This window comes from Gemmatimonadaceae bacterium, from assembly GCA_035533015.1.
Taxonomy (GTDB): Bacteria; Gemmatimonadota; Gemmatimonadetes; order Gemmatimonadales; family Gemmatimonadaceae; genus JAGWRI01.
Genome location: DATLUQ010000008.1, coordinates 1 through 13,599 on the forward strand (window position 1 = coordinate 1; position 13,599 = coordinate 13,599).

Below are 13,599 nucleotides of genomic sequence, written 5' to 3' on the forward strand. Positions count from 1 at the left end.
CCGACGATCACGGTGGGCGCTGGCTACTGGACGGCGACGATCACGCACAGCATGCTGACCGGGCACACCTGCGCCATCGCCATCAACACCACGAACCCGCTGGTCACGAGCGCGGGCGAAGGCGAGCCGGTCTGTAACTGAGTCGCGCAACCCGCATGCACGAAGTGGGGCCGGGCGAATGATGCCCGGCCCCGCTTTGCGTTGGTCACGAGCGCCGAGCTAGAGGTCGACCGATTCGCCGAGCAGCGTCTCATTGCCGAGGAGCAGAGCGCCCAGCGTCTCGCCCGCCTCCACGACCTCGCGATCCGCCGGCACGACGAGCAGGGCGTTGGCCCGCGCCATGCTCGTGAGCAGTCCCGATCCCTGAGCCCCGGTGAGACGCGCGGCCAGCACGCCGTCGCCGTCCGGGTGTACCACCGCCCGCAGGAAATGCGTGAGGCCGGCGAGGGTCACGACCCGCTGGGTGAGGCGCACCGGCACGCGCTGCGCGAACACCCGCGCCACGCCCTGCAGACGGCGGAGCGCCGGCCGCGCGAATAGCTCGAACGTCACCATGCTCGAAACCGGATTCCCCGGCAGTCCGATCCACGGCGCACCGCGCCAGGTGCCGAAGCCCAATGGCGCTCCCGGCCGGATCTTGACACGCCAGAACCGCAGCTCGGCGCCCAGATCGGCCAGCACTCGCCGCGTGTGATCGAACTCCCCCACCGAGATGCCGCCCGATGTGAGCAGCAGATCGTGGGGCGGTGCCGCCGCGAGACAAGCGCGCAGCGCGGCCGGATCGTCGCGTACGAGCCCGAGTAGCACGGGCTCCCCGCCCGCCGTTCGCACGAGCGCCTCCAGGGTGTAGCTGTTCGACGTTACGATGCGCTCGCCGCGGCGCACCTCGTCGAACCGGTCCACGTCCACGAGTTCGTCGCCCGTGGCGAGAATGGCCACGCGCGGCCGGCGCGCGACGCGCACCGTGGCGCTGCCGACCGACGCGAGCACGCCAAGGTGTGCGGGGTCCAGCCGCGTGCCGCGGGCGACCGCCAGAGCGCCGGCGGCGAGGTCTTCGCCCCTCGGCCGGACGTTGCGCCCCACGTCGCGGTCGTCGCGAATCGTCACGCGCTCCACGCCCGCGTCGGTATCCTCCACGCGGACCACCGTATCGGCGCCCGGGGGCAATGGAGCGCCCGTCATGATGCGATATGCTTCCGCGGTTCCCAGGGGGCGATCGGCCCGCGCACCGGCGGCGATCGTCCCGATCACGGCCAGCGTCACCGGATGCGCCAACGAGGCGCCGCGCACGTCACCGGAGCGCACCGCATAGCCGTCCATCGACGAATTGTTCCATGGCGGTAGATCCAACGGCGACATCACATCGGCGGCGAGCACGCGACCCAAGGCGCGGCGCAGCGGCACGTCCTCCGCGTCGATTGTGTGGATGGCCGCGACGATCTCGGTGGCGGCCTGCGCGACGGTGTGCGCCATCTCAGCGCAGGCGCAGCGACGCGAGGCGCGCCGCGATGGAATCCTCCACAGCGAGCACCTGCGAGGGCGCCGCGGTGAAGTTGTTGCAGATGACGCTGAACACGAGCTGGTGACCGTCGGTGGTCGACGCGTAACCCGACAGCGACCGCACGTTGGCCAACGACCCCGTCTTCGCGTGCACGTTTCCGAAAGCGGCGGTGCCGCGCATCCGCGTCTCCAGCGTTCCGTCCACGCCCGCCACCGGCAGGGCCGCGTACCATGCATCGAACGCCGGCGAGGTGCGCATCGCGTCCAGGACGCGCACGATCGTTTCGGGCGACAGGTAGTCGTACCGCGACAACCCGCTCCCGTCGCGGAGCACGAATCCGTCGGGCGACGCCCCCCACGCTTCGAGCTGGGCCGTCTCGACGCGCACGCCGCTGTCAACCACGCCCGCGCCGGTCTGCACGAGCGCCAGCGTACGCAGCAGCATCTCGGCCATCTGATTCTGGGATGGTTTGAGCACGGCCGGGAGCATCCGCGCCAGCGGCACCGACTCGAGGCGCGCAAGCGTGTCAACGGACGCGGTGGAGTCCGTGGCCGCTCCGTCCACCGCGATCCCCCGGTCTTCGAGCGCCTCGCGCAGCGCCGCCAGGTACGCGGCGTCGGGACGTACCAGAGGCACGGCGAGCGACGCCGAATCGCCAGCCGCGAGCGTGCCGAGCAACTCCACGACGCCGGTTGCCGTGTCGGTCGCCGCGCGAAGGGGGGCGGCGTGGAGCTGCGCCGTATCGGACGCGGAGACGGTGCGCACCGCGACGCGCAGTATGGGATACCGGTTGGCGGGTGCGGTGGCCGCCCGCACCGAATCGCCCGGCGCGGGGCCGGCGTGCACCCGCACATCGGCGAACCCGTCGTTGAACAGCAGTTCGTCCACCGGCGCGCCGTAGGTGGCCCCGAGGTCGTCCCACGACCACCCGAAGCCGAGGGTCGGCCCGGGGAAGGCGTCGGCGCCTACCAAGAGGCGGCCGGCGATGTGCCGGACCCCCGCCGCGTAAAGCGAATCGGCCATGGCGCGCAGCGGCGCCATGGCGTCGCCGCTCATCGAGTCGCTCACCGTCGGGTCGCCGCGCCCGTACACGAGCAGATCCCCGTGCAGTACGCCGTCGCGCAACGGACCGCGCGCGGCGAGCGTGGTGACGTAGCGGTAGTCGGCGCCCAGCTTGGTGAGCGCGACCGCGGTCGTGACCAGCTTCATGTTCGAAGCCGGCAGGAACAGTTTGTCGGCGTTGCGCGAATACAGCGTATCGCCACTCTCGGGGTCCACCACCAGCACGCCCCACAGCGCGTTGCGAAACTCGGGTAACGCGACGAGCGAATCCACGGCCTGCCGCAACTCGGCGCGCGTGTCGGGCCACGGGCCCGGCGCGCGGTGGTGCGAGGCGATGGCCACGGGGGCGGGGCTGGGGGGCGGGGCGGGCGGACCGGCGGCGGGTGCACAAGCGGTGCCCGGCGCCGCGAGCGCAACGGCGCAGGCCCATCGGATGAGCTTGGCGGCAGGAAGGATCACGGTACCCAAGAAGCTACACTTGGCGGACGGCCATCGCTTCGGCGCGGGCGAGGTCGGCCTGTGAGTTCACGCTCAGCAGCAGCCGCGCGGGGTCCCCCAGCGCGGCGACCTCGGCAGCCGACAGCCACGCGGCACGCTTGAGCGAGCGCGCGAACCGTGCTCCGCCGAAGTCTCCGGCACGCAGCGCCGTTTCGAGGTCTGCGATGCATCCCGGACCGTAGCAGGCGCAGAACGGTTCCATTCCCACCGGCGAGGCGCTCTCGGGAAAACAGGCGTCGGCGCCGGCCTCCAGGTACCTGCGCCAGAGCGCCCGCAGCAGCGGCGCGGTAACGAACGGCATGTCCCAGGCGACGACCAGTGCCGCCCGGCCCGTGTGGACGAGGGCAGCGTGCACCCCACTCAGCCCGCCGCCACCGGGAATCCGGTCGGGAATGCACGGCACGCCAGGTAGACACGCCGCAGATGCCGAATCGTTGGCAACGAGTAACAGTTCGCCCCCCGCGTCGCGGAGCGCGCGCGCCACGCGGTCCACGATCCGCACCCCGCCCACCACCGCCAGTCCCTTGGGTGCGCCGAACCGTGTGCTCGCGCCCCCGGCGAGAATGATGCCGACCGGAGGGTGGGCTGGCGACGAGGCGGCGCGCGGTGGCACGGAGAAGCGGCGCTTGCGGCGCTACTCGCCGCGGTAGGCGGCGCTCAGCGTGGCATCCTCGGCCACGCGCACTTCGTGCACCGCCACACCACCGGTCAGCGCGTCTCGCACTGCGTTGAAAATGAATCGCGCGAGGTTCTCGCCGGTCGGCATAAGGCGCCCTTCCGCGAACTCGGGAACGTCGAGATTCAGATTGGTGTGATCGAACCGCGCGCGGACGTCGCGCTCGAGCACGCGATCCACTTCACCGAGATCGACGATCATGCCGGTGTGTTCATCGATTTCTCCGCGCACCGTCACGTCGCACGTGTAGGTATGGCCGTGATAGTTGGGACGCGCGCACAGCCCGAACCTGCGAGCGTTCTCCGCGTCGCTCAACTCGGGCAGGCGATACCGATGGGCGGCGGCGAAGCTGATACGGCGGGTGAGGTAGGCGATCGCCACGCGCGATCAGTGGGAGAAGAGGTAGGAGATGCCGATGGTCAACGACGGGTTGTTCCGCCAGAACGACTTGGACAGAGTGGCCGGGACGATCGTCGTGTTGTTCTTGCCCACGGTGTAGTACGTCTGCGGGTAGCCCATCGAGTACATCCGGTTGTTCAGGTCGGCGCGTAGCGCCCACCGGTTGCTCGCCACCCAGCGGATGGTGAAACCCCAGACGAACTCGAAGCGCGTCCCGAACTGGTAGCTGCCTACGTCACTCTGCGTGTGGCGGTCGGAGATGAACCCCATGCCAAGATTGGCCAACGGCATGAAACCGTGGAAGGTGCGATCGCCGGTCAGTGAGAGCGACGCCGTGCCATCCACCGCCCAGAGCGGCCAATCCCAGAGTCCAACGTCGGGGTTGCTCCGCGAGGGGTCGAGGACCTTGCGCACGGAGCTCGTGCGCGAGAGCGAGGCGTTGAGGAAGAGCGGGCCCGCGGCATGCCACCCGTAGAGGAACGACCACAAGGCGCCGCCCTGGGGCGCGACGCCGGCTGGATCGGGGGCTGCCGAGAAGTGGCCCGTGAGCAGCGCGATCTCCATCGTCTGGTCGACGTCCTGGTACGGGCTTCGCGACGGGGCATACCCGACCTGCTGTTGGGCGCGGGCGGACACGGCCGAGACGGCCAGAAGAATGGCGGGCAACATTCGCTTCAAGAGTCGGCTCCCAGCGTTCGTAGGTCCTTCCCCGTCATCTCGGGCGGCGTTTCCAGCCCAAGCATGCGGAGGAGGGTCGGCCCAACATCGCACAATGCACCGCCGGAGCGAAGGGGGAAGGCTCCCCCGCCGTGCGCCGGTGCGGCCGCCCCCGCGTCGACAGCCAGAATCGGCACCGGGTTCGTCGTATGCGCGGTGTGCGGGCCCCCCGTTTCGGGATCGATCATCTGCTCGCAGTTCCCATGGTCGGCCGTGATCAGCAGCCGGGCGCCGACACGTTCCGCGGAGGTGAGCAGGCGCGCCAGGCAGGCGTCCACGGTCTCCACCGCCCGGATCGTAGCCGGGAGCGACCCGGTATGGCCGACCATGTCGCTGTTCGCATAGTTGCAAAGAATGAAGTCGTGTTCGCGTGCCTCCACCGCGCTGCACAATGCGTCGGTCACGCCGGCGGCGCTCATCTCGGGCGCGAGGTCGTACGTCGCCACCTTCTGGCTGGGCACGAGCAGCCGGTCCTCGCCTTTGAACGGCGTCTCCCGGCCCCCGTTGAAGAAGTAGGTCACGTGCGCGTACTTCTCGGTTTCCGCGGTACGCAGTTGCGTCATGCCGGCGTCGGAAATCACCTCGCCGACGATGTTCACGAGGCTGCGCGGGGCGAACGCGATCGGCACGGAGAACGTCTGGTCGTACTGCGTCATGGACACCACATACACCGTGGGCCGGGGGGCGGTGGCAAACCCGTCGAACCCGTCCATGGTCAGCGCGCGGACGATCTGGCGCATCCGGTCGGCGCGGTAGTTGAAGCAGATCAGCGCGTCGCCGTCGCGGATCGGCGCTACTGGCTTCCCGTTCTCGACGATGGTCGTTGGCGCGATGAACTCGTCGGTCTCGTCCCGTTCGTAGGCGGCGCGGATCACGGCCAGCGGATCCGCTCCGGCCGGTCCCGTGCCCTGGACTGCCGCCCGGTACCATTTCTCGGTTCGATCCCATCGTTTGTCGCGATCCATACCGAAGTATCGGCCGCCCAGGCTGGCCACGCGCGCGCGCCCCCTCGCCCGCTCCAGCGTTTCGCGCATGAAGCCAAGGCCCGAACGGGGCATCGTGTCGCGTCCGTCGAGCAGGGCGTGGATGGCCACGTGGGGCAGTCGCTCGCGCTCGGCCAGATCGATGAGCGCGAACAGGTGCTGGTCGAGGGCATGTACGCCTCCGTTCCCGACGAGCCCCATGAGGTGGAGCGTGCCTCCCGATGCGCGGACGCGGCGGCAGGCCTCGAGAAGCGCCTCATTGCGAAAGAACGACCCGTCCTTGATGGCCTGCGAGATGCGGACGAGGTCCTGCATCACCACGCGGCCCGCGCCGAGGTTGAGGTGCCCCACTTCGCTATTCCCCATCTGGCCCTCGGGTAGCCCCACCGCGAGCCCCGAGGCGGCGAGCAGGGTGCGCGGATACCGCTCCACGAGCCGGTCCCAGGTGGGCGTGCGCGCGAGGGCGATCGCGTTCCCCTCGCGCTCGGCGCGATATCCCCAACCGTCGAGAACGACCAGGACGACCGGCTGTTTGGTGTGAGGCGGCATCGATCTCCGTTCGGGCGCTTGCTCTGCCGCGCCCAACCTTTCATACTCGAACGTCATACGCGGCGGTCACGAAATGTACCCGTCGCCCTAGCCCCGACCAAGCGATGCGCCTTCGTACTCTTCTCGCGGTGACTCTGCTCTCCGCTGCACCGGCCGCGCCTATTGCGTGGGCGCAGTCCACGACCGGCCCCACTGTGTTCTACTCGGGTCCGGGTACGCAGAAGCTCGCCACCGTCACCCAGGGCACTGTGGTCGCGCCGGCCGGCCAGTCGGGGAAGTACCTTCGAGTGATCCTGCGTGGCTACATCGCTACCTCGCTGCTCGGGGGCCCGAGCGATTCCTTCGCGACGAGAGTGACCGGCACCGACGCGCGGCTACGCACCAGCGCATCGACATCGGCCCCTGTGGCGGCCGCACTGGAGCAGGGCGTGGGGTTCCACGTGGTGAAGCGTGGCGGCGGCTGGACGAAGGTGGAACGGGCCGGATGGATACTCCGCTCGGCACTGCCCGCCACGTTGCCCGCCGATCCTGCGCCATCTGTGCTGCACCTGGCACCCCCGGCACAGATCAAGCAATCTCCGGTGGCGCCGCCCGTCACCCCGGCCACTCCGGACACCACCCCGCCGGGGGCAGGGCAGGCCGGTGACGTCACGCCCGTTGGCACCACTGGCCTCGCCCCGGCGCCGGACGTGGCTCCGGTGGCTACCGTGCAGCATGGGGCCGTACTCACCCCGTTGGCGCGGGAGCGCGGGTGGGTGCGCGTGCGGCTGGAAGGTTGGGTGCGCGAGGCCGACGTTGCGGCGGCCGACAGTTCGCTCGCCCGGCTGAGCGCGGCCGATCTGCGCGCCAGTCCTCAGCAATACGTGGGGCGAACGGTTCGGTGGACAGTGACGTCGCTGGCGTTCCAGACCGCCGACGCCCTGCGGCACGACATGAAGCCCGACGAGCCCTATCTGCTGGCGCGCGGGCCTGGGGCGGAAACGTCGCTCCTGTACCTGGCGTTGCCTCCCGACCTAGTGGCCAGGGCGCAAGCTCTACCGCCAATGGCGCAGTTGATCATCACGGCCACGGTACGGACGGGCCGGTCGGACCCCGCAGGGGTACCGATCCTGGATGTGTCGTCGATGACAACGAGGTGAACTGACCAAGTGGTCAGAATTGTCTACGATGCTATGGATATGGACCTGAATTGGTCCCGGGCGGTAGGTACAGCTGGGCAAGGCAGCGCATGAATTTCGGTGGTTCTGGCAGTCTTCATCAACATTCGGAGTGGCATGGAGTCAAGGCGTTTCGGACCGCGATCGGCGTACAGTGACCCTCGCCGCCGCCTTGCGCGGGTGCACGTGCGCACTCTCACGTACCTCGTGGCCGGTGCGGCGAGCCTCGCGGCGTTCACCCGTCCGGCGGAGCTCGCGGCAGTGGACATCACCCGGCCGGCGGTTCCGGACGTGATCGCCACCGCCGAGGCGGCGGGGGCGAGTCATGCCGTAGAACTCACGGTGGCCATGCCCGGCGACTCGGTGGACATGCCGATGGATCTGGGGGCCGATTCGCTCAACGTGCGCTACGAATGGGTGGCCGAGGGCGACCCGGTGCGTCCGGCGTACACGCATGGCTTCGCCCGTAGCGCGCTGTTGGCCCCGGCCACGCCCGGGTTCTACCATTTGGCGCTGTTCCGGGACACGTCGCGAGTGCTGCTCGACACCCCGACGCTGGCCGTGCTGATGCCGTTCGGTGAGAAACGTGGGGGCAAGATCAACGGGTACCGGATCGGAACGTATCGGGGTGAGCGGCAGGGGACGGACGCGCACCCGGAGGGCTTCCTGGCGGTGGAGCCCGGCGACGCCGATCTTCCGGTGAGCGCGCATCTGCGCGTGTCGGACTTCATCACACACGATTCGCAGCAGGACGTGTGGCCCAAGTACGTGGCGCTCGATCCGCGGCTGCTCGACAAGCTGGAGTTGGTACTTGATCAATTGGAGCGTGGAGCGGGCCAACGAGCGCCCATGCGCCTCGATTTTGACGTGCACTCTGGTTTCCGGACACCGCTCTATAACCGCACCGTGCCAGGGGCGGCCGAGGAGAGCCAACACCAGTTCGGCGACGCGGCGGACGTCACGCTCGATGCCAACGGCGACGGTCGGATCGACCGGGCCGACGTGGAGGCCATCGTGCACGCCGTAGACGTTGTGGAGGCGGCACATCCGGAATTGGTGGGCGGGCTGGGGATCTACACCAGCTCGCGCTATCCGACACCGTACGTGCACATCGACACGCGGGGCGAGCGCGAACGCTGGCACGGCTAGCCACTCTGGGGACGGGGGCGTCCATGAACGAACATTTGCGGGATCGCATACTGAGAAGGCTCGACACCCTGTCCGACGAGCGGGGCTATCAGGCGCTGGACTACATCGAATTCCTCGAGTCGAAATACGCCGAGCGGCAGTCGCCGGCGGCTAACGCGTTCACGCGGCTCACCGAATCGGTGGAGGACACGCTCCGCGCGGGCCGGGTGTCGGCATCGGTGATCGCCGAAACGATGGCATTTCTCAACCGTGCCTCCGGCGTGTTGAACAGCGCGCTGGCGGCGGGAAAATCGGTTGCCGACGATGTGGTCAAGGTCGCGAAGCAGGCGACAACTCAGCCGGGTATCGTGCCGGTAATTGGAGCGCCAACGAGTACGGCGCCAACGGGTACCGCGACGACAAGCGCGGCGCCAACGAGGCCAGCGCCGGCAAGGCCAGCGCCGGCACGACCAGCACAGGACCGATAGAGCGCGGAAGCGGCACGTGGCAAACAGAGACCTGAGGCCGGCCGTAACGTTCGCAGCTTGAAGGTCGAAGGCGGTTCTGAATTCCGCGCTTCATTCGGCGCCGCCGGTTCTGCCCCGCGTGCTTGCTTGCGCCCCTTTTCTGTCCCGCCTATTTTTCGCCATGGCAACCACAACTCGCCAAGCAACCAGGCCCGCCCAGTCCGGCACCACGGACGGCGGGCTTTCGCGTATAGCCGAACCGCGCGGTGCCGAACGGGTCCGTGACCCGGTCGCCCTGACGTTCGACGACGTCCTGCTCGTGCCGGCCCACGCGATGACCCATCCCAAGGACGTCACGCTCACCACGCGGTTCAGCCGCGGCATCGTGCTCAATGTGCCGCTCGTGGCGGCCGCCATGGACACGGTGACGGAAAGTGACATGGCGATCGCCATGGCGCGGGCCGGCGGGCTTGCCGTGCTCCACAAGAACATGTCCATCGACCGGCAGGCTGCCGAGGTGGACCGCGTCAAGCGCAGCGAGAGCGGAATGATCCTCAATCCGATCACGCTTCGGTCCACGGACACGGTACGCGAAGCCACGGCGCTCATGCGCCGATTCAGCATCTCCGGCGTGCCGATCGTGGACGAGGAGGGGCGGCTGGTGGGTATCATCACCAACCGGGACCTGCAGTTCGAGAAGGAGCTTGACCGGTTGCTCGCCGACGCGATGACCAAGGAAGGGCTGGTCACGGCTCCGATCGGTACGACGCTCGAGGAAGCCGAGCGCATCCTCGCCAAGGGACGGATCGAGAAGCTCCCCGTGGTGGATTCCGACGGGAAGCTCAGGGGTCTGATCACGGTCAAGGACATCCACAAGCGGCGGCAGTATCCCGGGGCCAACAAGGACGAGCACGGACGCCTGCGAGTGGCAGCGGCGATCGGTGCGGCAGGGGACTTCCTTCCCCGGGCGCGGGCCCTGGTCGAGGCCGGGGTGGATGCGTTGATCATCGACACGGCGCACGGGCACGCCGACGGAGTGCTGCGCGCCACGGCCGAGGTACGCGAGAAGTTTCCTCAGGTGCAGCTGGTGGCCGGGAATGTGGCCACGCGCGAGGGCGCGCGGGCGCTGGTGGAGCGCGGAGTGGACGCCGTGAAGGTGGGAGTGGGTCCGGGGTCGATCTGCACTACGCGAGTCGTCACCGGTGTCGGGGTGCCGCAGCTCACCGCCATTTTCGACGCTGTGGAAGGCGCCGGTGACGTGCCGGTGATCGCCGACGGCGGCATCAAGTATTCGGGCGACGCGGTCAAGGCGCTGGCCGCCGGCGCGTCGAGCGTGATGATGGGTTCGATGCTCGCCGGCACCGAGGAGAGCCCCGGCGAGGCGTTCCTGCTCGAGGGGCGCCGATTCAAGATGGTGCGCGGCATGGGGTCGCTTTCCGCCATGCAGGACGGCAGCGCCGACCGGTACTTCCAGGAGGGCGAGCTGTCGCCCAAGAAGCTGGTGCCCGAAGGCATCGAGGGCCGGGTGCCTTACAAGGGCCCGGTGGGCGACGTGCTGTTCCAGATGGTGGGCGGGCTCCGCAGCGGGATGGGCTACGTGGGGTGCGCCACGATCGACGAACTGCGCACGCGGCCGTCGTTCGTGCGGATCACCGCGGCGGGTCTGCGTGAGTCGCACCCGCACGACGTGACGATCACCAGAGAAGCGCCGAACTACTCACTCTAGATCCCGGCTGCGCATTCGCGCCATGGGCGTGACGGGCCGTTTCAGAGCGAGCGTTGACAAAGTCCGCGCGCCGGGACAACTTGCCCCGGCGCGATTTGTATACAGAATTTCCCATCCACCCCGCGACGCTTCCGTCGCCTCCGTTCTACAAATCAGAGGATGACCGAATGAACCTGTTCCGACGCAAGAGCGTTACCGCGCTCCAAGCCGAGGCAATGTCCGATCACAGCCTGCAACGCGTCCTGGGTCCACTCAATCTGACGACGCTGGGGATCGGCGCGATCATTGGCACCGGCATCTTCGTCCTTACGGGTGAGGTAGCGGCGCAAAATGCGGGGCCCGCGGTCGTGCTGTCGTTCATCTTCGCCGGGGTGGCGTCGGTCTTCGCAGCACTCTGCTACTCCGAGTTCGCGGCGCTCATCCCCATGGCCGGGAGCGCCTATACGTATGGCTACGCGACGCTCGGCGAGTTCGTCGCATGGATCATCGGCTGGGATTTGATCCTCGAGTATGCGCTCGGTGCGGTGACGGTCGCCATCGGGTGGTCGGGTTATGTCGTGAGCTTCCTCCGCGACGTCGGCATCAACGTACCCTGCGCGTTCTCGGCGGCCCGCGGAATTTCCGTCCATTGCGCGGACGGTTCCACGGCGACGGCGATCTTCAATCTGCCGGCCGTCATCATCATCGCGGTCGTCACCGCGTTGCTCGTCGTCGGGATCAAGGAATCCGCGAACGTGAACAACGTGATTGTCATGATCAAGGTTGCCGTCGTGTTGCTGTTCATCTTCGCTGCGGTTCACGCCGTCCACCCGGCCAACTGGCATCCCTTCATCCCCCCGGCGACGGGCAAGCGGGGTGAGTTCGGCTGGGGTGGCGTCACAACCGGCGCCGGCATTGTGTTCTTCGCCTATATAGGATTTGACGCGGTGTCCACCGCCGCGCAGGAAGCGAAGAACCCGCAGCGAGACATGCCGATCGGCATCATCGGGTCGCTCGTCATCTGCACGCTTCTGTACATCGCGGTGAGCGCCATTGCCACGGGCGTGATGAGCTACAAGCTTCTCAACGTGCCCGATCCGATCGCAGTCGCGGCGGACGCGGCGGGTCTGGGCTGGATGGCGTCGCTGATCAAACTCGGCGCCATCGCTGGCCTGTCGTCAGTGATTCTCGTGATGCTGCTCGGGCAGTCGCGCGTGTTCTATTCCATGGCACGCGACGGACTGCTGCCGCCGATCGTGAACAAGGTGCACCCCAAGTTCCACACGCCGTACGTGACGTCGATCGTCACTGGCGTGATCGTGGCGTTCTTCGCGGCCATTCTGCCCATCGCCGACGCCGCCAACCTCGTTTCGATCGGCACCCTGATGGCGTTCGTCATCGTTTCGATCGGTGTGGTTGTGCTCCGTGTCCGCGAGCCTGACCTGCCACGGGCGTTCAAGACGCCCATGGTCTGGGCGGTCGGGCCGCTCGGCGCGCTCTCCGCCGCGTACCTCATGTACAGATTGCCGTGGGAAACCTGGGTGCGGCTGATCGTCTGGTTCGTGCTCGGCATGATCATCTATTGGACGTACAGCCTGTGGCACTCGAATCTGGCGAAGGCATCGCCCGAAGCGAGCGATTGATCCTCGTGCGCGTTAGCTTTGAAACGGCGCCCGACTCCGGGCGCCGTTTCGCTTTTTCCGACGCCCCGTGACCGTTCAAGACTACCTCGCCGTTCCCGCCGCGCGACGCGACGCGATCCTCCGCCTGGCCGAGTACTGGCAGCCGGGTCGTGTCGTCGCGCTGTCCACGCACATCAACGCCGACGGCGACGGCTGTGGCTCCGAGGCGGCGCTGGCCCGGCTGCTCGCCGAGCGCGGGCTCACGGTACGCATCGTGAATCCCACCCCCTGGCCCGACCTGTTCCGGTTCCTGCTCGGCGACGACGTGCAGGACGCGTCCGCCCAGGGTGCCGAGGCGCTGCTCGGGGTCGACGCCCTGGTGGTGGTGGACATCAACGACGTAACGCGCCTGGGCCAGCTCACGGAGACGGTGCGCGCGCTCACCGTGCCGCGGCTCGTGGTCGACCACCACGTGGTCTCGGCGGACCCGGCGGGCGACGTGATCGTGAGCGACACGCATGCTTGCGCGACCGGCGAGCTGATCTACGACGTGGCCTCCGTGCTCGAACTCGAGATCACGCCGGCTATCGCGGAGTCGCTCTACACGGCGATCCTCACCGACACCGGCGGCTTCCGGTTCAGCAACACGTCGCCGCGCGCCCATGCCATTGCCGCCGACCTGATGACGCGCGGGGTGGATCCCGAGGCGATGTACCGCCGCGTGTACGCTTCCGCCCCGGTGGGCCGCGTGCGGCTACTCGCCGAGGTGCTCCAGACGCTTGGGGTGGACCAAGCCCTCGGGCTGTCGTGGCTCTCGATGCGCGCTGGCGCCCTGGGCGAATACGGAGTGAAACAGGAGGACCTGGACGGCATCGTCGAGCATGCGCGGTCGATCGCCGGCACCAAGCTGGCGATCTTCTTCCGCGACCTGGGCAACAAGAAGGTCAAGGCGAGCTTCCGCAGCACGGGCGCGTTCGACGCGAACGCCTTTGCGCGGCGCTACGGTGGCGGAGGGCACGTCCGCGCTGCGGGCGCCCTGATCGCCGGGCCCATGGACACGGTGCGCGACCGCGTGCTGGCCGATGCGCGCGGTGAACTGGCGTCGCTTGGAAAGGGGTCGGGCCCGGCGTAGTTT

At 68.4% G+C, this 13,599-nt stretch carries 12 protein-coding genes; 6 read left to right on the forward strand and 6 right to left on the reverse strand.

What is annotated here, in order from left to right; all coding sequences use genetic code 11:
- Positions 1–219: 219 nt before the first annotated feature.
- The 6 genes from glp to gpmI are packed head-to-tail and all read right to left on the reverse strand — an operon-like array spanning position 220 to position 6,385.
- A complete protein-coding gene (glp, locus tag VNF92_01140) occupies positions 220–1,473 on the reverse strand; it encodes a gephyrin-like molybdotransferase Glp (protein HVA56467.1) in 1,254 nt (417 codons plus the stop codon).
- 1 nt (position 1,474) lies between these two features.
- The gene (gene dacB, locus VNF92_01145; GenBank protein ID HVA56468.1) at positions 1,475–3,022 is read right to left on the reverse strand and encodes a D-alanyl-D-alanine carboxypeptidase/D-alanyl-D-alanine-endopeptidase; all 1,548 of its coding nucleotides are present in this window, start codon (positions 3,020–3,022) and stop codon (positions 1,475–1,477) included.
- 13 nt (positions 3,023–3,035) lie between these two features.
- The gene (locus VNF92_01150; GenBank protein HVA56469.1) at positions 3,036–3,674 is read right to left on the reverse strand and encodes a molybdenum cofactor guanylyltransferase; all 639 of its coding nucleotides are present in this window, start codon (positions 3,672–3,674) and stop codon (positions 3,036–3,038) included.
- A gap of 21 nt (positions 3,675–3,695) precedes the next feature.
- The gene (locus VNF92_01155; GenBank protein ID HVA56470.1) at positions 3,696–4,118 is read right to left on the reverse strand and encodes a 6-carboxytetrahydropterin synthase; all 423 of its coding nucleotides are present in this window, start codon (positions 4,116–4,118) and stop codon (positions 3,696–3,698) included.
- Between the two features lie 6 nt (positions 4,119–4,124).
- Positions 4,125–4,814, reverse strand: coding sequence for a hypothetical protein (locus tag VNF92_01160; protein ID HVA56471.1), 690 nt, complete (start codon positions 4,812–4,814; stop codon positions 4,125–4,127).
- Positions 4,811–6,385, reverse strand: coding sequence for a 2,3-bisphosphoglycerate-independent phosphoglycerate mutase (gpmI, locus tag VNF92_01165; GenBank protein ID HVA56472.1), 1,575 nt, complete (start codon positions 6,383–6,385; stop codon positions 4,811–4,813). Before gpmI ends, VNF92_01160 begins: the two co-directional genes overlap by 4 nt.
- A gap of 194 nt (positions 6,386–6,579) precedes the next feature.
- Between gpmI and VNF92_01170 the strand changes: the two genes are divergently transcribed.
- The 6 genes from VNF92_01170 to VNF92_01195 all read left to right on the forward strand — a co-directional run bounded on the left by VNF92_01170 (position 6,580) and on the right by VNF92_01195 (position 13,596).
- Positions 6,580–7,524: an SH3 domain-containing protein gene (locus VNF92_01170; protein ID HVA56473.1), complete on the forward strand. Its 945-nt coding sequence runs from the start codon at positions 6,580–6,582 to the stop codon at positions 7,522–7,524.
- A 204-nt stretch (positions 7,525–7,728) separates the two neighbouring features.
- Positions 7,729–8,691: a D-Ala-D-Ala carboxypeptidase family metallohydrolase gene (locus tag VNF92_01175; protein ID HVA56474.1), complete on the forward strand. Its 963-nt coding sequence runs from the start codon at positions 7,729–7,731 to the stop codon at positions 8,689–8,691.
- Positions 8,692–8,714: 23 nt separating this feature from the next.
- The gene (locus VNF92_01180) at positions 8,715–9,158 is read left to right on the forward strand and encodes a hypothetical protein (protein HVA56475.1); all 444 of its coding nucleotides are present in this window, start codon (positions 8,715–8,717) and stop codon (positions 9,156–9,158) included.
- Positions 9,159–9,318: 160 nt separating this feature from the next.
- The gene (guaB, locus tag VNF92_01185; GenBank protein ID HVA56476.1) at positions 9,319–10,863 is read left to right on the forward strand and encodes an IMP dehydrogenase; all 1,545 of its coding nucleotides are present in this window, start codon (positions 9,319–9,321) and stop codon (positions 10,861–10,863) included.
- 167 nt (positions 10,864–11,030) lie between these two features.
- Positions 11,031–12,485: an amino acid permease gene (locus tag VNF92_01190; GenBank protein ID HVA56477.1), complete on the forward strand. Its 1,455-nt coding sequence runs from the start codon at positions 11,031–11,033 to the stop codon at positions 12,483–12,485.
- 67 nt (positions 12,486–12,552) lie between these two features.
- Positions 12,553–13,596 (forward strand): bifunctional oligoribonuclease/PAP phosphatase NrnA, encoded by a 1,044-nt coding sequence (locus VNF92_01195; GenBank protein ID HVA56478.1) that lies wholly within the window; start codon positions 12,553–12,555, stop codon positions 13,594–13,596.
- Positions 13,597–13,599: the final 3 nt, after the last annotated feature.

Excerpts from the sequence above, each read along its gene's own strand:
- guaB (HVA56476.1), top strand. The coding sequence starts at position 9,319 with ATGGCAACCACAACTCGCCAAGCAACCAGGCCCGCCCAGTCCGGCACC.
- VNF92_01190 (HVA56477.1), top strand. The coding sequence starts at position 11,031 with ATGAACCTGTTCCGACGCAAGAGCGTTACCGCGCTCCAAGCCGAGGCA.
- gpmI (HVA56472.1), bottom strand. The coding sequence starts at position 6,385 with ATGCCGCCTCACACCAAACAGCCGGTCGTCCTGGTCGTTCTCGACGGT.
- VNF92_01180 (HVA56475.1), top strand. The coding sequence starts at position 8,715 with ATGAACGAACATTTGCGGGATCGCATACTGAGAAGGCTCGACACCCTG.
- glp (HVA56467.1), bottom strand. The coding sequence starts at position 1,473 with ATGGCGCACACCGTCGCGCAGGCCGCCACCGAGATCGTCGCGGCCATC.